The sequence below is a fragment of the Nonomuraea sp. NPDC001699 genome (assembly GCF_053596455.1).
In genome coordinates, this window is the sequence record NZ_JBSFGF010000006.1 from 318,630 (window position 1) to 341,437 (window position 22,808).

Annotated in this window: 19 protein-coding genes; 13 read left to right on the top strand and 6 right to left on the bottom strand. The window is 73.0% G+C overall.

The window, feature by feature from the left end; all coding sequences use genetic code 11:
• Positions 1 to 2: 2 nt before the first annotated feature.
• A complete protein-coding gene (locus tag ACWCSU_RS20765) occupies positions 3 to 1,574 on the bottom strand; it encodes a sulfatase family protein (protein ID WP_449936783.1) in 1,572 nt (523 codons plus the stop codon).
• 294 nt (positions 1,575 to 1,868) lie between these two features.
• Positions 1,869 to 2,441, bottom strand: a complete 573-nt coding sequence (locus tag ACWCSU_RS20770) for a TetR/AcrR family transcriptional regulator (RefSeq protein WP_357707440.1) — start codon at positions 2,439 to 2,441, stop codon at positions 1,869 to 1,871.
• Between the two features lie 89 nt (positions 2,442 to 2,530).
• Here ACWCSU_RS20770 and ACWCSU_RS20775 point away from each other — a divergent pair, with 89 nt between their 5' ends.
• From ACWCSU_RS20775 to ACWCSU_RS20830, 12 genes are all read left to right on the top strand, one after another.
• A complete protein-coding gene (locus tag ACWCSU_RS20775) occupies positions 2,531 to 2,941 on the top strand; it encodes an organic hydroperoxide resistance protein (RefSeq protein WP_449936786.1) in 411 nt (136 codons plus the stop codon).
• A gap of 61 nt (positions 2,942 to 3,002) precedes the next feature.
• On the top strand, positions 3,003 to 5,240 hold the full coding sequence (locus ACWCSU_RS20780; protein WP_449936788.1) for an immune inhibitor A domain-containing protein: 2,238 nt from the start codon (positions 3,003 to 3,005) through the stop codon (positions 5,238 to 5,240).
• A 114-nt stretch (positions 5,241 to 5,354) separates the two neighbouring features.
• Positions 5,355 to 5,999: a hypothetical protein gene (locus ACWCSU_RS20785; RefSeq protein WP_449936791.1), complete on the top strand. Its 645-nt coding sequence runs from the start codon at positions 5,355 to 5,357 to the stop codon at positions 5,997 to 5,999.
• A 73-nt stretch (positions 6,000 to 6,072) separates the two neighbouring features.
• Positions 6,073 to 6,600, top strand: coding sequence for a PadR family transcriptional regulator (locus ACWCSU_RS20790; protein ID WP_449936793.1), 528 nt, complete (start codon positions 6,073 to 6,075; stop codon positions 6,598 to 6,600).
• Positions 6,597 to 7,277 carry an ABC transporter ATP-binding protein gene (locus ACWCSU_RS20795; protein ID WP_449936795.1) on the top strand — a complete coding sequence of 227 codons (681 nt, stop codon included), beginning with the start codon at positions 6,597 to 6,599 and terminating at the stop codon, positions 7,275 to 7,277. Before ACWCSU_RS20790 ends, ACWCSU_RS20795 begins: the two co-directional genes overlap by 4 nt.
• On the top strand, positions 7,274 to 9,493 hold the full coding sequence (locus ACWCSU_RS20800; protein ID WP_449936797.1) for an FtsX-like permease family protein: 2,220 nt from the start codon (positions 7,274 to 7,276) through the stop codon (positions 9,491 to 9,493). The genes ACWCSU_RS20795 and ACWCSU_RS20800 overlap by 4 nt, the downstream gene beginning before the upstream one ends.
• Before the next feature lie 7 nt (positions 9,494 to 9,500).
• Positions 9,501 to 11,816 carry a penicillin acylase family protein gene (locus ACWCSU_RS20805; RefSeq protein WP_449936800.1) on the top strand — a complete coding sequence of 772 codons (2,316 nt, stop codon included), beginning with the start codon at positions 9,501 to 9,503 and terminating at the stop codon, positions 11,814 to 11,816.
• Between the two features lie 18 nt (positions 11,817 to 11,834).
• Positions 11,835 to 12,122: a hypothetical protein gene (locus ACWCSU_RS20810; RefSeq protein ID WP_449936802.1), complete on the top strand. Its 288-nt coding sequence runs from the start codon at positions 11,835 to 11,837 to the stop codon at positions 12,120 to 12,122.
• A 213-nt stretch (positions 12,123 to 12,335) separates the two neighbouring features.
• The gene (locus tag ACWCSU_RS20815; protein ID WP_449936805.1) at positions 12,336 to 13,673 is read left to right on the top strand and encodes a PP2C family protein-serine/threonine phosphatase; all 1,338 of its coding nucleotides are present in this window, start codon (positions 12,336 to 12,338) and stop codon (positions 13,671 to 13,673) included.
• A 31-nt stretch (positions 13,674 to 13,704) separates the two neighbouring features.
• Positions 13,705 to 14,574, top strand: a complete 870-nt coding sequence (locus ACWCSU_RS20820; protein ID WP_449936806.1) for an aminoglycoside phosphotransferase family protein — start codon at positions 13,705 to 13,707, stop codon at positions 14,572 to 14,574.
• A gap of 49 nt (positions 14,575 to 14,623) precedes the next feature.
• Positions 14,624 to 15,607, top strand: a complete 984-nt coding sequence (locus ACWCSU_RS20825; protein WP_449936808.1) for a GlxA family transcriptional regulator — start codon at positions 14,624 to 14,626, stop codon at positions 15,605 to 15,607.
• Positions 15,608 to 15,680: 73 nt separating this feature from the next.
• On the top strand, positions 15,681 to 16,289 hold the full coding sequence (locus ACWCSU_RS20830) for a cysteine hydrolase family protein (protein ID WP_449936809.1): 609 nt from the start codon (positions 15,681 to 15,683) through the stop codon (positions 16,287 to 16,289).
• A 36-nt stretch (positions 16,290 to 16,325) separates the two neighbouring features.
• Here ACWCSU_RS20830 and ACWCSU_RS20835 read toward each other — a convergent pair whose 3' ends face one another.
• The gene (locus ACWCSU_RS20835) at positions 16,326 to 16,814 is read right to left on the bottom strand and encodes a hypothetical protein (RefSeq protein ID WP_449936810.1); all 489 of its coding nucleotides are present in this window, start codon (positions 16,812 to 16,814) and stop codon (positions 16,326 to 16,328) included.
• Between the two features lie 109 nt (positions 16,815 to 16,923).
• On the opposite strand from ACWCSU_RS20835, the gene ACWCSU_RS20840 reads away from it, so the two are divergent.
• Complete coding sequence (locus ACWCSU_RS20840) at positions 16,924 to 17,436, top strand: STAS domain-containing protein (RefSeq protein ID WP_357707479.1); 513 nt, start codon at positions 16,924 to 16,926, stop codon at positions 17,434 to 17,436.
• A 13-nt stretch (positions 17,437 to 17,449) separates the two neighbouring features.
• Here ACWCSU_RS20840 and ACWCSU_RS20845 read toward each other — a convergent pair whose 3' ends face one another.
• The 3 genes from ACWCSU_RS20845 to ACWCSU_RS20855 form a co-directional block, all read right to left on the bottom strand.
• Complete coding sequence (locus tag ACWCSU_RS20845; RefSeq protein ID WP_449936811.1) at positions 17,450 to 17,812, bottom strand: cupin domain-containing protein; 363 nt, start codon at positions 17,810 to 17,812, stop codon at positions 17,450 to 17,452.
• A 132-nt stretch (positions 17,813 to 17,944) separates the two neighbouring features.
• Positions 17,945 to 19,483: an alpha/beta fold hydrolase gene (locus ACWCSU_RS20850; RefSeq protein ID WP_449936812.1), complete on the bottom strand. Its 1,539-nt coding sequence runs from the start codon at positions 19,481 to 19,483 to the stop codon at positions 17,945 to 17,947.
• Between the two features lie 131 nt (positions 19,484 to 19,614).
• Positions 19,615 to 22,752: a S8 family serine peptidase gene (locus ACWCSU_RS20855; protein ID WP_449936813.1), complete on the bottom strand. Its 3,138-nt coding sequence runs from the start codon at positions 22,750 to 22,752 to the stop codon at positions 19,615 to 19,617.
• Between the last annotated feature and the right edge of the window lie 56 nt (positions 22,753 to 22,808).

Genomic DNA, 22,808 nt, shown 5'->3' on the forward strand with positions numbered 1-22,808 from the left:
CCTCAGCGCAGGTGGGCGGCCGTCCAGCAGTCGGGCGCGCCGGGCCTGCCGCAGGTCGTCAGCCCGCGGAGCACCCCGGCCAGGTAGGCGGTCCTGGCGTTGCCGGGGTCGTTCGACTCCTGGCGGGGGTCGGTGACGGTGTCGTAGTACTCGGGCCTCGGGTCGCCCTCGTACTCGACGTACAGCTCTCCGGCGGTTCGCACGGCGTTGTACGTGGGCGGCTGCGCGTTGCCCTTCTTCAGCCGGTCGGCGTCGGGGTCGGGCCTGCCCGGCGTCCGCGGGTCCGGTTTGACGTGCTCGACCAGCGCCGCCTGCCGCCAGTCCGTGACCTGCCGGCCCTGGATGAGCGGCAGCAGGCTGCGGCCGTCCCGGCTGTCGCGGACCGCGGGGGCGACGCCGGCCATGTCGAGGAAGGTCGGGAACAGGTCCACGTTCTGGGCGATGGCGTCGGTCACCAGCCGGTCGCCCTGTCCGGTGACCGGCCGCCTGATCAGCAGCGGGACCCGTACGTCGTGGTCGTAGGCGGTGGACTTGCCGCGTACCAGGCGGTGCTGGCCGAGGTGGAAGCCGTTGTCGCTGGCGAACACGACGTAGGTGTCGCGGCGCTCCCGCTCGGTCAGCGTGGACAGCACCCGTCCGACCATGTCGTCGACCGACTGGACCATGCGGATCCGGTCGCGGAAGTCCTCGCGCAGCTCCTCGGTGCGCTTGGCCCCGATCGGGGCCCTGCGGACCCAGGAGGGCTTGTCGGCGGTGTCCTCGTCGAAGGAGGGCAGGGCGGTGACGTCGATGCCGTCGCAGTCGGGGCCGCCGCAGTCGCCGTGCGGGAACTCGCCGGCCGGGAAACGGTCCTTCGGACGGTCGCGCGGCGCGGGCGGGAAGCGCGGCTCGGTGTCGCCGGGCTTGACGTCCACCCGGTTGTGCGGGGAGAAGGGCGCGACCTGGAGGAAGAACGGACGGCCGGGGGCGTGCTCGCGGGAGCGCTCGATGAAGCCGGTCGCGCGCCGGGCCAGCTCGTCGACCAGGTACGTGCCCTTGGAGGGGGCGATCGCACGCCTGCCGCCCGACTCCTCCCTGATGTAGCGGGTGAGCTGGTACCTGAACTCGTTGTAGCCGCCGCCCGCCGAGACGTGCCACTCGTCCCAGCCGGGCGGCACCTGGTAGCCGGGGCGGGCGGGGTACTCGTTGATGTACTTGCCCAGGTAGCCCGTGCGGTAGCCGGCCTGATGGAGGGGGACGGCGTAGGTGCGGCTCTCGTGCGGGGCGAACGCCTGGTAGCCGCCGCGGTCGTAGCCCTGGTTGGTCCGTACGCCGGTGTTGTGGGGGAACTGGCCGGTGAACATCGTGGCCCGGGAGGGGCAGCAGAGCGAGTCGGACACGTAGTAGTTCGTGAACGTGGTGCCGCCGTCGGCGAGGCTGCGGACCGTGTCCATGTAGGGCAGCAGGTCGGCTGAGAGGTCGTCGACCAGGAAGAAGATGATGTTCGGGCGGGTGGGGGCCGGGGCCGCCGTGGGGGCGGCGGTCGCGGGGGAGGCGGCGAGCAGGGCGAGGACGATGGTCACCGCCGCAGCCACGATTCTCCTGATATTTCCGGACAACGACATGACTGCCTCGTAAGCGGTGGGGAGGGGAGGGATGGCGCTGCCCAGTAATACCAGACAAACCACCCATAGAGCACAAACCCCCCACTTCTCCCAGTCGTCCGGCCCGCCGAGGGCGCGCCGGACGGCGGGTGGCAGAGGGCGAGGGTTGCGAAGGGCGCCCTGAAGGCGGGCTACGGGCAGCGCGGGTTGCGCCTGGCCGGGGGCTACGGGCGGGGCTGAGGTTGTGCCTGGCCCAGGGGCGGCGGGTTGCGGCCGGGGGCGGGCCTAGAGGGTGAGGACGCGGGTCAGGGTTTCCTGGACCGTGGCGCGGACCGTGGGCGGGTCGTCCAGGTCGAAGCCGACCACCAGGCCGTCCCTGACCAGGAGCAGGATGTCGGCGGTGCGCTCGGCGTCGGGGTGGCCGTCGGCCGCCAGGAGGTCGCGGTACAGGTCGCGCGACCAGCGCCGGTGCTCGGCGATGGCCCGCCGTACGGGATGCGCGGGGTCCGGGTACTCCGCCGCCGTGTTGACGAAGGGGCAGCCGCGATAACCGGCGCCGGACCCGAACTCGCACATGAACGCGAAGATGGCCTCCAGCGTCTCCCGAGGTGAGGCCGCGCGCAGGGTGGCGACCATCGCGCGCTGCGTCGAGCCCTGCTCGGCGATGTAGGCCCGGACCAGCTCGTCCTTGCTCGGGAAGTGGTGGTAGAAGGTCGCCTTCGCGACGCCCGCCTCAGCGATGATCCGGTCGATGCCCACCGAGTGCACGCCCTCGGCGTAGAACAGCCGCGCCGCGGTCTCCAGGACGCGGGCGCGGGCCGGGCTCGGGTGAGGGTCCTTCGCCGTCTCTGCGGTCACCCCTTGACGCTACCAGACAGACCTGTCTAGTCTCAGGCTCAGCAGGGCAGACAGACAGGTCTGTCTACTACAGGAAAGGCGAACGAGACATGAGCATGTACACCGCCATCGCCACCTCCGCGGGCCGCGACGGGCGCGCGGTCTCCTCCGACGGCAGGCTCGACGTCAAGCTGGCCCTGCAGAAGGAGCTGGGCGGCGACGGCGAGGGCACCAACCCCGAGCAGCTCTTCGCCGCCGGCTACGCCGCCTGTTTCGCCTCGGCGATGCGGCTGGTGGCCGGGCAGAAGCAGCTCGACGTCGCGGACGCGTCGGTCACGGCGGAGATCGGCCTGTCGCCCAACGGCGCGGGCGGTTTCCAGCTCGACGCCACGCTCCGCGTCGAGCTGCCCGACGACATCTCGCCCGAGGCCGCCCGCGAGCTGGTCGAGGCCACCCATCAGGTCTGCCCGTACTCCAACGCCACCCGCGGCAACATGCCGGTCAACCTGATCGTCGAGTGAGCGGGGAGAAGATCGTGCGGAGGTAGAGACGAGAGGCTTGGAGTGTGACATGTTACATGCCATGCGAATCACTCTCTCCGCGGCGGCCGTCCTGTTGGCGATCGCCGCGCTCGGCACCTCCCCCGTCTCCGCGGCGGCGGCGGAGCCCGCGCCGCCACCCGCGAAGAAGATGAGCAGGGAGATCTCCCCACTCAGCCCGCAACAACGCGAACAGGCGGCACTGCGCAGGCAGGCCGTCGAAGGCGTCTTATCCCCGGGCGCGGCGGCGGCCGACGCCCGGACCGGTCGCTCGGCCAAGGTCGGCCATCGCTACGTCGAGCTCGCCCAGGAACGCAAGGATCAGGTCTTCGTCGTCCTGGCCGAGTTCGGCGACAAGGTGGACAACGAGACGAAGATCGACGGCCAGGTCAAGTACGGCGGCCGGCCGGGCCCCCGCCACAACGCGATCCCCGACCCGCGCCGCACCGACGACAACCACACCCTCTGGCGTCCCGACTTCGACCGCGCCTCCTACACGAAGTCCTACTTCGCAACCGGCGGCAACTCGCTGCGCGACTACTACCGCCTCCAGTCCTCCGGCCGCTACGACCTCGACGGCTACGTCAGCGACTGGGTGCGCGTGCCGTACAACGAGGCCCGCTACGGCAGCGACCGGTGCGCCCCCGAGGAGGGCGGCATCTGCTGGAACAACTGGGACCTGGTACGCGACTCCGCCAACGCCTGGTACGACGCGGAGAAGGCCAAGGGCAGGACCTCGGACCAGATCCGCGCCGAACTCGCCAAGTACGACGTCTGGGACCGCTACGACTACGACAACGACGGCGACTTCGACGAGCCCGACGGCTACCTGGACCATTACCAGGTCGTGCACTCCGGCGTGGACGAGACCTGGGGCGGCGGCGCGCAGGGCGCGGACGCCGTCTGGGCCCACCGCTACTTCGCCTACTGGCCCGAGCGCGGCCAGGCGGGCCCCCAGGGCAACCGCAACGGCGGTACCCAGATCGGCGACACCGGCATCTGGGTCGGCGACTACCTGACGGTCGGGGAGAACAGCGGCGTCGGCCTGACCGCCCACGAGTTCGGCCACGACCTCGGCCTGCCGGACCTGTACGCGGGCGGCGGGGACAACTCCGTCAACTTCTGGTCGCTGATGTCGTCCGGGTCCTACCTCAGCTCGCGGACCGGGCCGCTCGGCGAGTACGCCGGCGACCTGGACGCCTGGAGTAAGCTCCAGCTCGGCTGGCTGGCCTACGACCGGGCCCGCGCGGGCACTCCCTCCACGCACACGCTGGGCGTCGGCTCCTACAACACCCGAGATCCGCAGGCGCTCGTGGTGGACCTGCCGCCGCGCGAGATCAGCACCCCGCTCGGCCGGCCGTACCAGGGGGAGTGGCAGTGGTGGAGCGGTAAGGGCGACAACCTTGAGCAGACGCTCACCCGGCGCATCGACCTCTCCCGGGCCACGGAGGCGACGCTGAAGGCGCATGCGGCGTACGCGATCGAGCAGGGCTACGACTACCTCTACGCCGAGGTGTCCCGCGACGGCGCGGCCTGGTCGCCGGTCGGTCGGCCGCTCACCGGGAGCTCGGACTGGCGTGAGATCACCTACGACCTCACCCCGTACGCGGGCGGCCAGATCTGGTTCCGCTTCCGCTACTCGACCGACTCCAACACCTCCGAGTCCGGCTTCCGGGTGGACGACGTCCAGGTGCCCGGCGTGTTCGCCGACGACGTCGAGCAGGGCGAGGGCGAGTGGACGGCGGTGGGCTTCGCCCGCAGCGGCGAGGTCGGCGTGCAGCGCTTCTCCCGGGCCTACCTCGCCGAGAACCGGCGTTACACCGGGTACAACGCCTATCTGCGGACCGGGCCGTACAACTTCGGGTGGACCGGCAGCCAGCGGGTCGAGCACTACCCGTACCAGCAGGGGGTGCTCATCTGGCTCTGGGACGCCTGGTACGGCGACAACACCACTCGCGACCACCCCGGCGAGGGCATGATCCTGCCCGTGGACGCCCGGCCCGAGCCGCTGCGCTGGGCCAGTGGGGCGGCGGCCGGGGCGCGGCTCCAGGTGTTCGACGCGCCGTTCGGCAACGCGCGCACGGACCGGCTCCGGCTGCACTCGGCGGGCGTTCCCGCGGTGTTCCCGGCGCGTCCGGGCGTGCCGGTGTTCGACGACCGCAACGGCGTCTACTGGCACCCTGACCTGCCCCAGCTCGGGGTGAAGGTGCCCGACACCGGCACCCGGATCGCCGTCCTGCGTGACGGCGACCGCGCGGTGGTGCGCGTCTCCGGGTCATAGAGCCGGGTGCGGCCCGCATGCGGGGAGGCGGGCCGCACACCTATGGGCGTTTACGACACTTTTAGGCGGTTTCGGGCAGTGTTGTCGTGTTGTATCCCATAGAGAGGAAAGATCATGACCTCTGGGCCTGACGGATTCGGCACGGCGGACACTCTGACGAGCGAGCCGCCCAGGCGCCGATTCCCCCGCTCGGTTCTTGTCGCGGCGACCACCGTGGCCGTGCTGGCCACCGGCGCGGGCGTCGCCGCCGCCTCGGCGCTCTCGCCGGCGCCCTCACCCACCGCGACCCCTTCGGCCGGTCCGACGGACTTGCCTACGGCCGGCCCGTCGGAATCGCCGTCCGGCAAGGAGCGGGGCTGGGGACGCGGGTTCGGCGGCCCGCCCGTCCACGGCGAGTTCGTCGTCCCCGACGGGAAGGGCGCGTACGTGACGGTGGCCACCCAGTACGGCGACGTCACCGCCGTGGACCAGGACTCCGTCACGGTCAAGAGCGCGGACGGCTACACCAAGGAGTACGCCGTCGACGCCGGCACCCGGGTCAACCGCGACGAGGGCATCGACGCGATCAAGGCCGGTCAGAAGGTCATGGTCAGCGCCAAGGTCAGCGGCGGCACGTCCACCGCCGTCACCGTCCACGACGTGACCGCCCGCGGACCGCACTCACGCGGCGGCGACCACCGCGACGACAGGGACGGCGGCAAGGACGGCCACCGGCACGGCGACCAGCGGCCCACCCCGTCCCCCAGCTCCACCTCCTGACCGATCACCGGTCCCCGGTTCGCGAGAGGGCGATTATGCCCCCCGTATATACCCTCGGTATATAGTTCGGGGCATGAGCGTCCCTCTTGCGCTGCTCGGCCTCCTTGAGCGGGAGCCGAGCCACGGCTACGACCTGAAGCGCGACTACGACACCTTCTTCGGCCGCGGCAAGTCGCTGCCCTTCGGCCAGGTGTACTCCACCCTCGGCCGGCTGGCCAGGGACGGCAAGGTCACCGCCGGGGAGAACGAGCCGGGCGACGGCCCCGAGCGCAAGCGCTACGCGATCACCCCGCTCGGCGCGCGGGAGGTCGAGGCGTGGCTGAGCGAGCCGGTCGCGGCCGAGCCGTACCTGCAGACGGTGCTGTTCACCAAGGTCGTGCTGGCGCTGATGCTGGGCCGCGACGCGGCGGCCTACCTCGACCTCCAGCGCGCCACGCACCTGCGGCGCATGCGGGAGTTCGCGCAGATCAAGCGAGGCGACTCGCTGGCCGACGCGCTGCTCGCCGACCACGGCATGTTCCACCTGGAGGCCGACCTGCGCTGGATCGACGTCACGCAGGCGCGGCTGGACGCGCTGGCCGAGCTGGTGCGGACGTCATGATCCTCCAAGCCCGCGAGATCAGCCGCTCCTACGGCCGCACCCCGGCGCTGCGCGAGGCCAGCGTGGAGGTGGCCGCCGGGGAGATCGTGGCGGTCATGGGCCCGAGCGGCTCGGGCAAGTCGACGCTGCTGCACTGCCTGGCCGGGATCTTCATCCCCGACAGCGGCGAGGTGTGGTTCGACGGGCAGCGCCTGGACACCATGAGCGACGACCGGCGCACCCGGCTGCGGCGCACCGCGTTCGGCTTCGTGTTCCAGTTCGGGCAGCTCGTGCCGGAGCTGACCGCGGCCGACAACGTCGCCCTGCCGTTGCTGCTCGCGCGTACCGGGCGCAAGGAGGCGTACCGGCGGGCGGCGGACTGGCTGCGCCGGCTGGAGCTGGACGACCTGGGCGGCCGGCGCATCGGCGAGCTGTCCGGCGGGCAGGCGCAGCGGGTGGCGATCGCCAGGGCGCTGGTGACCGGGCCGCGGGTGCTGTTCGCCGACGAGCCGACCGGCTCGCTCGACTCGCTGACCGGCGAGCACGTCATGGAGCTGCTGGTCGGCCTGGCGCGCGAGGAGGGCACGACCGTGATCGTGGTGACCCACGACGCCCGGGTCGCCTCCTCCGCCGACCGCGAGGTCATCGTCCGCGACGGCAGGCTCACCGACCCCTACGCCGGCCAGGTCGTACGGTGATCGCCCTCGGCCTGCGGCTGTCGCTGGCCGGAGGCAGGGAGGCGGCCGCCCGGCTCGCGCTGATCGTCGCCGGGGTGGCGGTCGGCGTGGCGGTGCTGCTGACCACGCTCTCCCTGTTCAACGCCTTCCAGACGGCCAACGAACGCACCTGCTGGGAGTGCACCCGCGGCACCGCGCCCAGCGGCTGGGCCCTCGACGCCACCGCCACCGGCGCCCTGTGGAACTACCACGAGGACTACTACGCCGGCCGCGTGATCAGACGCCTCGACGCCGCCGCGCTCGGCGCCCGGGCCCCCGTCCTCCCCGGGCTGTCCCGCATGCCCGCGCCCGGCCAGTACTACGTCTCCCCGGAGCTGGCCCGGCTGCTGGACTCGGCGCCGCGCGCACAGCTCGCCGACCGCTTCCCCGGCGTCAGGGCCGGGACGGTCGCCCGCGCCGCGCTGTCCGGCCCCGACGACCTGACCATCGTGGTCGGCCGCACGCCCGAGCAGGTCGCCTCCCTGCGCGGCAGCCGCCAGGTGGACACGACGGCCGACGAGCCCGCCATCGACGACAACGCCGACATCTACCAGTTCGGGTTCGCCGTCGCGGCCGTCGGGCTGATGGTGCCGCTGCTCGTGCTCGTCAACACCGCCACCCGGCTGGCCGCCGCCCGCCGCGAGGCGCGCTTCGCCGCGATCCGGCTGGTGGGCGGCACGTCCCGGCAGGTCACCCTGTTCGCCGCGGTGGACGCGGCGCTCGGCGCGCTGACCGGCACGCTCGCCGGGATCGTGCTCTTCCTCCTGGTACGCCCGGCCGTCGCCGCCGTCCGCGTCACCGGCTCCCGGTTCTTCCCCGACACGGTGACCCCGGCCGCCTGGCAGTACGCGGCCGTGCTGGCCGGCGTCCCGCTGCTGGCCGGGGTGAGCGCGCTGTGGTCGCTGCGCCGCGTACGGATCTCGCCGCTGGGCGCGCTCAGGAAGGGCACCCCACGGCCGCCGGGGGCCTGGCGGGTGATCCCGCTGCTGGCCGGGCCGGCCCTGTTCGCGGGTCCGGCGTTCCGCACCGAGAACCGCGATCCGGACGCCGTCTCGGCCTCGACGGGCCTGGCGCTGACCATGGCCGGGCTGATCCTGGCCGGCCCCTGGCTGACGATGCTGGCTGCCTGCCTGGCCGCCCGGCTGACCGGGGGAGCGGCGACGCTGCTGGCCGCCCGGCGGCTGGCCGCCGATCCGAAGGCCGCGTTCCGGTCGGTGAGCGGCCTCGTCCTGGCGGTGTTCATCGGGACGGCGATCGCCGGGATCGTCCCCGCCGTGCTGGACGGCCAGCGGGCGGTGGCCGGCGGCACGCTGTCCGGCGTGCTGCGCGCCCCGCTCGGCGACGTCGCCGGCGGCGGGCTGTCGCCGCGGGCCGGGGCCGACCTGGTGGCCCGGCTGCGGGCCCACCCGGGCGTCGGCGTGCTGCCGATCTACGCCGCCAAGGAGGAGGAGAACCGGGTCATCGACCCCGAACGCCCGCCGCCGCCCCGGGCGGTCGTCGAGTGCGCCGACCTGGCCCGCTTCCCCGCGCTCGGGCAGTGCCCGCCGGGCGCGCGGGCCGTCGCCGGGCGGTTCGACCGCGTGGTGGAGGCCGACAACCCGCTCACCATCGACAAGCTGATCCCCCTGGCCGGCACCGGCAGCGAACCCGTCTCCGCCGACGGGCTCAACCTGGCCTCCGTGCTGGTCGCCATGCCCGACCCGGCGGCCCTGGAACAGATCCGCACCCTGCTGGCCGGGCAGAGCACCGGCCCGCCGATGACGTTCGACGAGGTCGCCCAGGTCCGGGCGACGCTCTACACGCAGGCCGAGAACATCGCGCTGGCCATGGTCGCGCTGACCCTGCTCGCCGGCGGCTGCAGCCTGCTGGTGGCGGTCGGCGGCGGGCTGATGGAACGACGGCAGCCGTTCACGCTGCTGCGGCTGGCGGGCACGCCCGGCCGCACCCTGGGCGCGGTCGTGCTGCTGGAGTCGGTGCTGCCGCTCGTCCTGGCGGCCGTCGTCGCGGCCGGGGCCGGGTTCGCCGTGGCGGCGCCGTTCATCGACGGGCTCGGCATGAAGGGGGCCTCCCTGGCGATGCCGGGGCCGGCCTACTTCGCCGGCGTCGGCGGCGGGCTGGCCGCGTCCCTGCTGGTGATCCTGACCGTTCTGCCGCTGCTGCGGCACATGACCGCGCCCGACAACGCGCGCTTCGAATAGGAGCCACATGAAGCTGCGGACATCGACCGTGGCGGTCGTTCCGGTGATCGTGCTGGCCGTGGTCGCCGCCCTGCTCACCGGCCCGCCGTCCGCGGCCGCCGCCGGTCGCCACGCGGCCGAGATCCGGCGCACCGAGTACGGCATCCCGCACGTGTCCGCCAAGGACCACGGCGGCCTCGGCTTCGGCTACGGGTACGCCTTCGCCCAGGACAACCTGTGCGTGCTGGCCTCCTGGGTGGTGACGCTGCGCGGCGACCGGTCCCGCTACTTCGGCCCGGAGGCCGAGTCCGACGACCCGGTGCGCCCGGTCGCCAACCTCACCAGCGACCTGTACCACCGGAGCGTCGCCGACTCCGGCGTCGTCCGGCGGCTGCTGGCCCGGCCCGCCCCCGTCGGCCCGAGCGCCGAACTGCGCGAGCTGGTGGACGGGTACGTGGCCGGGTACAACCGCTACCTCGACGACACCGGCGTGGCCAACCTGCCCGACCCCACCTGCCGCGGCAAGTCCTGGGTCGGCCCGATCACCGCCGACGACGTCTGGGCCAACCTCCTCGACCTCAGCCGCATGTCGGGCGGCTCCGCCCTCAAGGAGGCCATCGTCGGAGGAGGGGACGGCGGGGGAGAGGGCCCGCGGCGCGCCCCCGGCAGCAACGGCTGGGCGCTGGGCCGCGAGGCCACCCGCGACGGCCACGGCATGCTGCTGGCCGACCCGCACTTCCCGTGGAACGGCGTCCGCCGCTTCTACCAGGTGCAGCTCACCATCCCCGGCGTGCTCGACGTCGCCGGCGGCAGCCTGTACGGCACCCCCGTCGTGCAGATCGGCCACAACACGACCGTCGCCTGGACCCACACCGTCTCCCACGCCCAGCGCTTCACCCTCTACCGGCTCCGGCTAGCGCAGGGCGACCCCACCACCTACCTGGTCGACGGCCGGCCCGAGCCGATGGGCCGCCAGGACGTCGAGGTGCCGCTCCAGGACGGCACCTTCGTCTCACGCACCCTGCTCACCTCCCGCTACGGCCCGGTGCTGGCCGCCGGGCACGGCAAGGAGTACGCGTACGCGCTGGCCGACGTCAACGCCGCCAACCTGCGGGCGGCCGACGAGTGGCTGGCGATGGCCAAGGCCGGCGACGTACGCGAGCTGCGCGCCGCCCAGGACGCCCACCAGGGCATGCCGTTCGTCTACACGCTGGCCACCGACGTCGGCGGGACCGCGTCCTTCGCCGACGCCTCCGTCGTCCCGCACGTCACCGACGCCCAGGCCCGCCGCTGCGCCAAGCCCTCACCCGACCCGTCGATCGACGCGCTCGTCCTGGACGGCTCGACCTCGGCGTGCCTGTGGGGCAAGGACGCCGACGCGATCGTGCCGGGCATCTTCGGCCCCGGCAGCCGGCCCGGCCTGACCCGCGCCGACTACGTCGCCAACTCCAACAACAGCCCGTGGATGGCGAACCCGGCCGCGCCGCTGACCGGCTACGACCAGGTCTGGGGCACCGTGCGGGCCGACCTGGAGCTGCGGCCCCGGGTGAGCCTGGACATGATCGACCGGCGGCTCAAGGGCTCCGACGGGCTCGGCGGCCCCGGCTTCACCCTGGAGACGCTCCAGGCCACCGCCCGGAGCAAGCGCAATCACGGCTTCGAGCTCATGCGCCCGGACCTGGTGGCGTTGTGCCGTGAGCACCGCGAGCTGCGGGCCACCTCGGGCGAGCGGGTCGACGTGCGGGCCGCCTGCCGGACGCTGACCCGCTGGGACGGCCGCGCCACGCTCGACAGCGAGGGAGCCGTGCTGTGGCGGCGGTTCTTCGACGGGCTGCAGGTCCCGGTCAAGCCCGGGGAGCCGCCGCAGGGCTGGTGGCGGGTGCCGTTCGATCCCGCCCGTCCGCTCGCCACGCCGCGCGGCCTCAAGCGGGACGACCCCGCCGTGCTACGGGCCCTGGCCGACGCCGCGCTGTTCTTCCGGGCCAACGGGCTGCCCCTGACGCTCACCACCGGCCAGGCCCAGCACTACGCGTCGGTCCCGATCCCCGGCTGCACCGAGGGTGAGGGCTGCTTCGACCGTGTCCGCAACTCCGGCCCGCTCGGCAAGGACGGGCGTTACCCCGACGTGAACACCGGCTCCAGCTTCATGATGGCCGTCGAGCTCACCCCCGACGGCCCCCGCACCCGGACCGTGCTCACCTACTCCCTGTCCGCCGACCCGAGCTCGCCCCACCACGCCGACCAGACCGCCCTGTTCTCCCGCGGCGGATGGGTCACGGAACGCTTCACCGACGCCGAGATCGCCTCCGACCCGGCTCTGAAGGTCACCAGCGTGACCGGCTGACCTGTCCGCCCGTCCGCCTTGTGGCTGACGGGCCCGCTGCCCACCACCACGTGCGCCGAGCCGCCGGTCAAGCGGCACGACCTCAAGCAGGCCCGCGCCTACGTCGACGCGGTCGTCGCCTGCCTGGAGACCACCTGGGAGCAGTACCTGACCGGGGCCGGGCTGCCGTACGAGCCGGTGAAGGTGCGGCACATGAACCGCATCCCCAGGAAGTACTGCGGCATGGCCGTGGACGACGACGAGTCGCAGACGTGGTACTGCGCGAAGACACGCACGCTTGGGACTATTTCCTCACCCTCCCCGTAGGGAACAAGCTGGGCAAGTACAGCTCGTACGGCACGACCTCCGCGATGCGTTCCTGGATCAAGCGCGGCTTCGCCACCGGGGACCCGGGCTCCTGCAACACCTGGGCGGCTCCCTCCTCCAAGGTGCTCTGAGCCGCCTCTCGCGGTGCCTGTGAACAGGTGTCATGCCGGTGACCGGGGGCATGACCTGGGCAAGGGCATCTCGGGGGGTGCGGTGGGCGGACAGTGGCCGGAGGGCGGTGCGCACGGCGGGGACCTGGGGCCGTTCGGCGCCGAGAAGCTCCGCCGGCTGCAGGCGAGCCTGGTGCAGATCGAGGATCTGCACGGCCGGATGGCGCGCCTGCTGGACGCCGTCCTCGCGATCAGTTCCGAGCTGGAGCTGAACGCCGCGCTGCGCACGATCGTGGAGGTCTCGGCCGACCTGGTGGACGCCCAATACGGCGCCCTCGGCGTGCTCAACGAGCAGGGCGAGTTCGCCGACCTGTTCACCTACGGGGTCTCCGAAGAGGTGTACGAGGCCATCGGCCGCCTGCCCACCACCCACGGCCTGCTGCAGGAGCTCATGGCCCAGCCCAGGCCGCTGCGCGTGGACGACGTGCTCGCCCATCCCAGCTTCCGCGAGTACCCACCAGGCCATCCGGTGATGCGCACCCTGCTGGGCACGCCGATCCTGGTCCGCGGCGTCGCGTACGGCACCCTGTACTTCGCGGACAAGCGGTCGGGCCTGCCGTTCACCGGCGACGACGAGCGGATCGTCGCGGCGCTGGCCAGCGCGGCCGGCGTCGCGATCGAGAACGCCCGCCTCTACGAGCGCATCCGCCGCAACACCGAGGAGTTCCAGCGCAGCCTGCTCCCGCCGCTGCCCGAGCTGAACGGCCTGTGGGCCTGCGCCCGCTACCTGCCCTCCAGCTCGGTCCCGCGCATCGGCGGCGACTGGTACGACGCGATCGTCCTGCCCGACGGCGTGCCCTGCCTGGTGGTCGGCGACGTGATGGGCCACGACCTGCGCGCGGCCACCGTCATGAGCCACATCAGCAACATGTTGCGGGTGCTCGCCTACGAGCACTGCGAGCCGCCCTCCCAGATCCTGCGCCGCCTCGACGAGATCCTGCACGCCCTGCACGGCGGCCCGATGGCGACCGTGCTGCTGGCCCGCCTGGAGGAGTACGGCGGCACCGAGTGGCGGCTGCGCTGGGCCACCGCCGGCCACCTGCCGCCGCTGCTGCTCCCCACCGGCGGCCCCGCCCGCTACCTGCGGGCCGTGGGCGGCCACCCCCTCGGCGTCACCCCCGACCTGCCCCGGCCGGACCACCAGCAGATCATCCCGGCCGGGTCCACCCTGCTGCTCTACACCGACGGGCTCGTCGAGGACCGCGCGCACGGTGTCGACAGGGGCATGGAGAGCCTGGCCCGCACCGCCTCCCAACTGCGCGACCTGCCCATCGAGGAGATGTGCGAGCTGCTGCTGGCCAACCGTGGCGACAGGTTCACCGACGACGTCGCCCTGCTCGCTCTACGCCTCGGCGAACCGGCCGACCTGCACGCCGACTGAGCGCCCCGGCCCCCGCACTATCGTGGCGTGGATGAACACCCCCGAAGCGGAGATCGACATCGACGACGCCCTCGTCGACCGGCTGATCCGCGCCCAGCACCCCGACCTGGCGGGCCCGCTCACGCTCGTCGCCAACGGCTGGGACAACGTCGTCCACCGGCTGGGCGACGGCCTGTCGGTACGCCTGCCGCGCCGGCGTGTCGCGGTCGACCTCGTCGTCAACGAGCAGCGCTGGCTGCCGGTGCTGGCCGGGTACGTCCAGGTCGCGCTGCCCGTGCCGGTGAGGGTGGGCGTGCCGGGCGAGGGCTACCCCTGGCCGTGGACGATCGCCCCCTGGTACGAAGGGTGCACGGCCGCCGACCTGCCGCCGTCCGAGCGGGCCGTCGTGGCCGTGACGCTGGCCGGTTTCATGAACGACCTGCACCGGCCGGCGCCGTCCGGCGCGCCGCGCAACCCCGTGCGGGGCGTCCCGCTGGCCCACCGCGACCGGGCGGTGCGGGAGCGGATGCCGTTCGCCGCCCGGCGGGACGAGCTGCTGCCGCTCTGGGAGCGGCTGGTGGCGCTGCCGCCCTGGCCGGGCCCTCCGCTCTGGCTCCATGGCGACCCGCACCCGGCGAACCTCCTGCTGGACGGGGGGAAGCTGGCCGCCGTCCTCGACTTCGGCGACGTGACCAGCGGTGATCCGGCCACCGACCTGGCCGCCGCCTGGCTGGTGTTCGACGCGGACGGACGCACGGTGTTCCGCGCCCACGTGGACGCCGACCGGGCGACCTGGGAACGCGCGCGGGGCTGGGCCGTCGTCATCGGCACGGCCCTGGCCGCCCACTCGGCCGACAACCCCGCGATGGCCGCCATCGGCGCGCACGTGCTCGACCAGGTGCTGCTCGATGACCAGATGTGACAGATAACTGTCGTTGCGGTCATTCCATCGGTTCGGTGAGAATCTGGGCATGCCCGCTGCACACCGCGTCGTCATCGCGCTCTTCCCGGACGTCGACCTGCTCGACGTCACCGGCCCGGCCGAGGTGTTCGCCCTGGCCAACCGGGTCGCCGGCGGCGCCCTGTACGACGTGCGGCTCGCCGGTCCCCGGGGCGGCCAGGTCACCACGTCCGCCGGGGTGCGGCTGGTCGCGGACCTGGCGTTCGACGAGGTCGGCGACCAGGTGGACACCCTGCTGGTGCCCGGCGCGGTGACCGCCACGCCCGACGGGCCACGCGCCCTGACGGACGCCGAGGTCGTCGCCTGGGTACGGCGGACCGCTCCCGGCGCCCGCCGGGTGGCCTCGGTGTGCGTCGGCGCGCACATCCTGGCCGAGGCCGGCCTGCTGGACGGCCTGACCGCCACCACCCACTGGTCCACCGCCGCGCAACTGGCCGCCGACCACCCCCGGGTCACCGTCGATCCCGACCCGATCTTCCTGCGGTCCAGCGGCCGGATCTGGACGGGCGCCGGCATCAGCGCCTGCCTCGACCTGACCCTGGCCCTGGTGGCCGAGGACCACGGCGAGGAGACGGCCCTTGCGGTGGCCCGCGAGCTGGTCGTGTACCTCAAGCGCCAGGGCGGCCAGAGCCAGTTCAGCGTCCCGTTGACGCGGCCCGCCACGGGCCGTCGCGACATCGACGACCTGCGCCTGTGGATCGCCGAGCACCTCGCCGAGGAACTGACCACGGTCGAACTGGCGGCGCGGATGGGGCTGAGCCAGCGTCAGTTCAGCCGGGTGTTCCGGCAGCAGACCGGCTTCACCCCGGCCGCGTACGTCGAGTCGGCGCGCGTGGAGGTGGCGCGCCGGCTGCTGGAGACCACCGACCTGCCGCTGCCCCGGGTGGCCGCCGACAGCGGGCTCGGCTCGGTGGAGACCCTGCACCGCGCGTTCCGCCGCCGCCTGGGCACCGGCCCCGGCACCTACCGCCGCCGTTTCCACACGGTGGCCTGACCCCCGTTCTCCCCGCGACAACGCCGCCCACGCCGGGCGGCGGCGCGAGCCTGCCCGAAAGGAAACCCCTGCCATGAGCAGCACCGTCTCGCCCACCCTCCGCCAGGTCGTCGGCCTGCCGGACGAACCGGCCCGTCTGGCCGACTCGACCCTCGTGCTGATCGACTACCAGAACACCTACAGCACCGGCGTCATGGCCCTGCCCGGCGCGGACCGGGCCCTCGCGGCCGGGGCCCGCCTGCTGGAGCGCGCCCGCGCCGCCGGGGCGCGCGTCGTGCACGTCGTCAACGACGGCGGCCCCGGCAGCCCGTACGACGTCCGCGCCGAGATCGGGGCCATCAGCCCGCCGGTCGCGCCGCGCGACGGGGAGCCGGTGGTGGTCAAGACGTTTCCCGACGCCTTCCACCAGACCGGTCTCCAGGACGTCCTGACGGGCCTGGACTCCGGGCCCGACCTGGTCCTGGCGGGCTTCATGACCCACATGTGCGTCACCTTCACCGCCCAGGGGGCCTTCCGGCTGGGTTACCGACCCACGGTCGTCGCCGACGCCTGCGCCACCCGTACGCTCGCCGGTCCCGGCGGCGCGCCGTTGCCCGCCGACGCGCTGCACGAGGCCGCTCTGACGACGATCGGCGACCTGTTCGGCCTGGTGGTCCCCACGGCCGACGCCCTGCCCGCCTGAGCCGGGCGGGCCGGGCCGGTCAGCTTGTGACCGGGGTCAGCCGGTGACGGGACGGCGGCGGCCGGCGACCAGGCGATCGGCGGGCGTCCGGTGACGCGCGCCCGGAACGGACGCGTCCCGGCCGTCGGTCCGGTCGGTCCGGTCAGTCCGGTCGGTGGCCACGAGGCGGTCGGCGGCCGGGTCGGTCGTGCGGTTGTCGTGCCGGTCGGCCGTGAGGTCGGGCTGGGCCGCGGCGGGCTGGGCCGTGGCGGGGCGGTCGTCCGTCCGCTCGGCCAGGAGGCGGCGCAGCTCGCGGCGGCGGGCCAGCTTGCGGCTCGTCCCGGCCACGATCAGGAAGGCGCCCAGGATGAACGCGGTGGCGGTGGCGGCACCGGCGCTGAACAGCTCCAGGTCACCGACCCGGAAGGTGACGCCCATCAGCGTCAGCGCGGCGGCGGCGGTGGTGGTCGTCTGGGTGAACAGGACCACCACGGCGGCCGACCCGGCGACCATGAGCAGCAGGCCGAGCAGGACCATGGTTCTCACTCTCCTCGAACGTCGGCGATCACGATTCCTTGCCGCTGCCCAGCATTTCTTTACTTATGTATGGGCATGCTCCGGGCGTCGAAAGAATGGTCGCGCATTCGGCTCGGGAATGGCCGTCCGGGGCTTCGCCAATTGCACTCCGAAAAAAGCCGCATTGAGCAGCGACGCTGCGCCGTACGGTCAGGCTGCGGGGTTTGTCGGCTGCCGGGCAGGGGAGAGCGGTCCAAGAAGGGAAGTGATAGCAGTGAAAGTGGACACTTTCCGACTCCTCGCGAACTCCGCAGGAGAAACGGTCGTGCTGCACCCGGCCGGGGACCTTGACCTGCACACGGCCGGCGCCATCGAGGATTGGGCGACCGGCTATCTCGACGGCTCGCCGGCCGCCGTCACTTTGATCGACCTGTCCGATGTCGGCTTCATGGACTCGGCCGGCCTCGGCGCGCTGATCGGCGCGTGGAAACGTATCACCGCCACGGGACGGACGGTGATGGTCGCCGCGCCGACCCCGCAACCGGCCAGACTGATGCGCATCACCGGTCTGGAAGGACGCCTCGGCGTACGCGCCACCGTCGCCGAGGCCCTGGAAGAGATCATTCCCAGGCGCTCGCACGCGCCCGCCTGAACCGCGCGCGGCGTCAGCCGTTCTTCGCCTTGGCGTACTCGGCTGCGCCGCCCGCGAAGTCGTACAGGACGACCTGTTCGTCCCCGACCACCCAGGCGTCGTGTCCGGGCGGGCACACGAAGACGTCGCCCGGTCCCGCCTCGGCCTCGGTGCCGTCGTCCATGCGCAGGCGCATCCGGCCCGAGACCACGAAGCAGTTGTGGTGCACCTGGCAGGACGGTGTGCCGGCGATCGGCTGCACGGACTCCGTCCAGTGCCATCCCGGCTCGAACGTGGCGACCCCGAACGTCAGGCCGCTCAGCTCGCAGATCTCCAGGTGGCCCTTCGGGAAGTCGCGCCGTTCGTCGGGCTTGTCGATGCTCTTGACCTCGATCATGGCTCATCCCCCCTCTTCAGCTACCTTCTTACGCTGAATTGTTCATAACGGGGGGTTTGCCGGGGCAAATATCCCTTTGTGGGGATGGGTACGGCCCCATGTGCGTGTGGGGCCGTACCCATGTCGTACGGACTATCCGGCCCAGGGCAGCGAGTCGGACGGCCACGCCCGCTTCGTCTGCTTCCGGAGCGTCTCCTCAGGCGTGCCCACGCCGCAGCGAGTGCCCTGCGGCGGGACGGTCAGGGCGATGAGGTACTGGTCGATGATGTCGGTCTGGCACTTGTCCTTGCCGTAGATGCGGTGACCCCAGCCCTCGTACGTGAGCAGCACGGCCTTGCGGCCGAGCTGGCGGGCGGCGTTGGCCGACCAGATCCACGGCGTGGCCGGGTCGTGGATCGAGCTGCCGAGCAGCAGCGGCGCCTGGCCGGTGTAACGCAGCTGGTGCGGCGGGTTGACGGGGCTGGAGTTGAGGCAGATGGGCAGGTCGTCGGTCGGGTACGGGTGGTACTTCGTGTCCGGGGCCAGAGCGCCCGCGGTGCGCATGAGCGCGGCGTACTCGGCGTAGCTGCTCACCTTGAGGCTGTAGTCCTGGCACAGGATCCTGGTTGGCAGCTCGGCGACGTCGCCTTCCACCGGGCCCCTGCCGGGCAGCGGGGGCACCCATTCGGGGGCCGGGCCGCCGTTCAGCCAGTTGATCACTTCGCTCAGCGTGCGCCAGTCGGGCCCTTCGTTGCCCAGCGCGGCGTTGTAGATGACCTGCAGCTCGGTCACCCGCTGACCGGTGCTGGGGTAGACCAGCTCGCCGCGGCGGGCCTTGTCCAGCAGGCTCTTCCAGATCGCGCGGATGTCGCGGCCGTTCAGGACGCAACTGGTGTCCTGCTCGCACCAGCCGACGAACTGGTCGAACCCGTCCTCGACGGCCATGGCCTCGGTGGCGAAGAAGCCCTTCAGGCCGAGGCTGTGGTCCATGTTGCTGTCGAGGGCGAGCGCCCGGACGCGGCCGGGGAACAGCTCGGCGTACATCTGGCCGATCAGGGTGCCGTACGAGATGCCGTAGTAGGTCAGCTTCTCCTCGCCGAGGGCGGCGCGGAGGGCGTCCATGTCACGGGCCACGGAGACGGAGTCCACGTGGTCGTACAGCGGGCCGGTACGGGCCCGGCAGTCCGGGTGCAGCTTCTTGGTGAAGGCGTTCCAGGCGTCGAAGTCGGCCTGGCTGCGCATGACCGTCGGCGGCATCTTGTTGTAGACCGACGCCGAGCAGATCACCGGGTGGCTGCGGCCCACGCCGCGCGGGTCGAAGCCGACGATGTCGAACCGCTGCTGCAGTTCCTCGGTGTAGGACCCGGGAGCGCCGTAGACGGCCTCCACGCCGGACCCGCCCGGACCACCGGGGTTGATCACCAGCGAGCCGACCCTGGCGGCCGGGTCGGTGGCCTTGCGGCGGGCGACGGCGAGGTCGATCGAGGGCCCGCCCGGCCGGGACCAGTCGATGGGGACGGCCAGCTTGCCGCATTCGGCACTGGGCTCCTCCTCGCAGGGAGCCCAGGTGATGGTCCTGGTCGCAGGTTTCGTGTCGGTCGTCGCGGTCGCCGCGGCGTTCGCCGCCGGGACCGGGATCAACGCCGCCAACGCCACGAAGGCGGTGGCGAGCAGAGGGAGTCTTGTCCGCAAAATGCAACTCCAATCAACGGTCGGTGCGCCCCCCGTGGGCACTCGGCCGACGTTGATCATCGCCGGTCGCGGGCACGAATGTGAGCAAAATCGGAAATTTCATCAGAGCGTTGACTCCGGCCGCCCGTGGGTTATCTGATCCGGTACGCGTGGATCACGGTCTGCTCCACGGTGTTGCCCCCGGCGTCGGCGGCTCGGGCGCGCAGGGAGACGAAGCCCGCCGCGGCCGGATGGCGCAGCCGCACGGCGCCGCCCGAGACCTTGATCGCCCGCCAGGTGCGGCCGTCGTCGTAGGAGACGTCCACGGACAGCCCGCGCACCGCCCCCGCCTGCCCGCGCACGGACACCGGCACCGCGAACGCCCGGCCGGCGGGCGCGCCGCTCGCCGCGTCCAGGGAGGGCGAGAAGGCGACGACCGGCAGCGGCAGCGCACCGTCCCGGCCGCCGGCCGAGCGGAACGTCCAGGCGACCGCCGTACGGGTGGAGAGGAGCTCCGGCCCGCGCTCGGCCTCCACCTCCAGCCGGTACGCCGCCTCCCCGGCCGGTACGCCGAACCGCGCCCCCAGACCGGGCTCCTCCGCCACCAGCTCGCCGTCCCGGTAGAGGGCGGTCCGCGCGCCGGACACGCTCGACATCCCCGGATGACCGGCCCCGTCGGCGTACAGCGAGGGGAACGCGGAGATCACGTCGCCCGCGCGGGAGAAGGGCGGCGTGTCCGCCGCGGTGACCGGCGCGGGGCCGAAGACGCCGCGGTTCCAGGTCTCGTCGTAGGCGCGTCCCGCCTCGTACCTGAAGGCGGTCGAGGTCAGGTCGCCTCCCCAGGTCGGGCCCGTCTCCATGTAGCTGTTCAGCCAGCGGAGGCCGCCGCCGGTGTTGACGTACTCGGTGTGCGTGAAGGGGGGCCGGAAGTCGGTCACGAAAATGATGCTGAAGAACCGTCCCTCCGCGGGCCAGGCGGCGCCTGCGGCGCTCGCGGCCGTGCCGGGCGCCGGCGCGCCGTAGTCCCTGCGGATCCTGGCCAGGTCCGCGCGCCCGACCCGGCGGCTGAAGCCGGTCGGCACCTGACCCTGGACGAACCACGCCAGCCGGTACGCCTGCGCGCTGCCCGCCAGGTCGCCGTCCGGGCCCGGCACCGCCCACTGGCCGGCGACCTTGGTCAGCAGGTCGTACCGGCCGGACCCGACCTGCGCGGTGCGGATGCCCGGCGCGGCGTCGAACATGGTGGCCTCCGCGCTCAGGTAGTACGGGGAGCCGTCGCGGGTGCGGCCGCTGTAGGTCACCTCGGTCATCAGGTGCCTGGCCGCCGGGTCGGGCGGCGTGATGGACACCGGCCGCGCCTGAGCCGGGTCCAGCCGCAGGGATTGATCCCGGTCCAGGCGCAGGCCGGGATGGACGAGCATGGTCAGACCTCCGCCGTCGGTGGTCCGGCTGTCGACGAGGTAGGTGCCCTTGGCCAGCCGCAGCGTGACCCTGTCGCCCGGCTGGGCGGTGACCGGGTTCCAGTCCTTCCGGTCGACGTCGGTCCGGTAGAGGGTGGTCAGGACGTCCGCGGCGCCCGGCCGGTCGAGGGTCAGGTCGTAGCTCTCGACCTCCTTGACCACGGCGAGCGGCGTGCTCACGGTCGTGCCGTTCTCGGCGGTGGCCTCCAGGTAGCCGCCGAGCGGCCCGTCGGCCACGTCGCCGCGGGTGTCGGCGGTGACGGTCGCCTCGGCCCGGCCGCCGGCGGGGACGGTCAGCGTGCCGGGCGACACCTCGAACACGTCCGCGCCGGCCCGCGCCGACAGGCGCAGCGTCACCGGCTCCGGACCGTCGTTGCGGTAGGCGAGCTTCCTGGTGACCGGCTCGTCGTCGTCGTGAGGCCAGGCGACCAGGCCGAAGCTCACCGACGCGGGGGAGGTGGTCACCGTCTGGCCGATCGCGCGGCCCACGTCGAGGCGGCCCGCGCCCTGGGCGTAGATCCCGGTGCCGGGCTGCGGCCGGGCGGTGGCCATGAGGGCGGCCTTGAGCTGCTCGGGCGTCCAGTCCGGGCGCAGCCCGGCCAGGATCGCGGCCGATCCGGCCGCGTGCGGGGCCGCCATGGAGGTGCCCGACATCTCGACGTACGGGCCCTCGCCCGGCGAGTCCTTGCCGTGCGCGGCGCGGATGGCGACGCCGGGCGCGGTGAGGTCGGGCTTCAACGCCGAGTCGCCCACGCGGGGGCCTGTGCTGGAGAAGACGGCCAGGCGGTCGGAGCGGTCCACCGCGCCGACCGACAGGGCCGCGTCCGCGGTGGAGGGCGAGGAGACGGTGCCCGGCTTGCCGTAGTTCCCGGCGGCCACGACGAACAGCACGCCGTACCGCTCGGTCAGCGTCTGGACGGCCTCCTCCAGCGGGTCCAGGCCGGGGGCGTCCGGCGAGCCGAGGCTGAGGTTGGCCACCTTGGCCCCCTGCTCGGCGGCCCACTGCATGCCGGCCAGGATCGCCGACTCCGCGCACCAGCGGTCGGCGCACACCTTGGCGTCCAGGAGGGTGGCGCCCGGCGCGACGCCGCGGTAGCGCTCGCCGGTCCCGGCGATGGTCGAGGCCACGTGGGTGCCGTGCCCGGTGAGGTCGGCCGCGGTGTCCGCGCCGGAGAAGTCCCGGCGGGCCGCGACCTTGCCGGCCAGGTCGGGGTGGGTGTCGTCGATGCCGGAGTCCAGGACGGCGACCTTCACCCCGGCGCCCGTGTAGCCCTTCTCCCAGGCGGCGGGGGCGCCGATCTGCTTGACGCTGGCATCCAGCGACAGGGTCGCCCTGCCGTCGAGCCAGATCTTCCCCGTGCCGGTGGAGAGCGAAGCCCTGAGGTCCGGCCAGGAGCCGGCGGCGGCGTCGAAGCGTACGGCGGCGCCGTTCACGGCGGGCAGGTCGCGGGTCACCGCCAGGCCATGGGCGGCCAGGCCCGAACGGCTGGCGGCGTCCGGGCCCGCGACGATGAGGGGCAGGGCGCCGGGGGCGTACTCCAGCAGGGTCGTCACGTCGAACAGGCGGGGGTCGAGCCGGCCGGCGGCCAGCAGGGGGACGGCGTCGCCGGGGACGACGCGGAGCCGGTCGCCGATCTTCTCCGTGCTGAAGACGACGCCCTTACGGCCCTTGCCCGCCGCGACGCGCACACCGTCGGCGACGAGACTCACCCGGTCTCCCGTGATCAGCGTCACGGTACGGGCGGGGCCGCCCGGCGGGGCCGGCAGGCCGGAAGGGACGGCTCCGAGGAGCGCGATGGTCAGCGAGACCGCTGTCGTTCTGAGGATCACATGTCTTCTTGGCGGAATGCCCGCCCCTTCTTCACGGGCTGAGAGGGCGTGAAGAA

What these genes read in the sequence shown, in the direction of transcription:
- ACWCSU_RS20805 (WP_449936800.1), top strand. Translation starts at nt 9,501, where the DNA reads ATGAAGCTGCGGACATCGACCGTGGCGGTCGTTCCGGTGATCGTGCTG.
- ACWCSU_RS20785 (WP_449936791.1), top strand. Translation starts at nt 5,355, where the DNA reads ATGACCTCTGGGCCTGACGGATTCGGCACGGCGGACACTCTGACGAGC.
- ACWCSU_RS20845 (WP_449936811.1), bottom strand. Translation starts at nt 17,812, where the DNA reads ATGATCGAGGTCAAGAGCATCGACAAGCCCGACGAACGGCGCGACTTC.
- ACWCSU_RS20790 (WP_449936793.1), top strand. Translation starts at nt 6,073, where the DNA reads ATGAGCGTCCCTCTTGCGCTGCTCGGCCTCCTTGAGCGGGAGCCGAGC.
- ACWCSU_RS20825 (WP_449936808.1), top strand. Translation starts at nt 14,624, where the DNA reads ATGCCCGCTGCACACCGCGTCGTCATCGCGCTCTTCCCGGACGTCGAC.
- ACWCSU_RS20820 (WP_449936806.1), top strand. Translation starts at nt 13,705, where the DNA reads ATGAACACCCCCGAAGCGGAGATCGACATCGACGACGCCCTCGTCGAC.
- ACWCSU_RS20795 (WP_449936795.1), top strand. Translation starts at nt 6,597, where the DNA reads ATGATCCTCCAAGCCCGCGAGATCAGCCGCTCCTACGGCCGCACCCCG.
- ACWCSU_RS20840 (WP_357707479.1), top strand. Translation starts at nt 16,924, where the DNA reads ATGGCCGTCCGGGGCTTCGCCAATTGCACTCCGAAAAAAGCCGCATTG.
- ACWCSU_RS20775 (WP_449936786.1), top strand. Translation starts at nt 2,531, where the DNA reads ATGAGCATGTACACCGCCATCGCCACCTCCGCGGGCCGCGACGGGCGC.
- ACWCSU_RS20830 (WP_449936809.1), top strand. Translation starts at nt 15,681, where the DNA reads ATGAGCAGCACCGTCTCGCCCACCCTCCGCCAGGTCGTCGGCCTGCCG.
- ACWCSU_RS20780 (WP_449936788.1), top strand. Translation starts at nt 3,003, where the DNA reads ATGCGAATCACTCTCTCCGCGGCGGCCGTCCTGTTGGCGATCGCCGCG.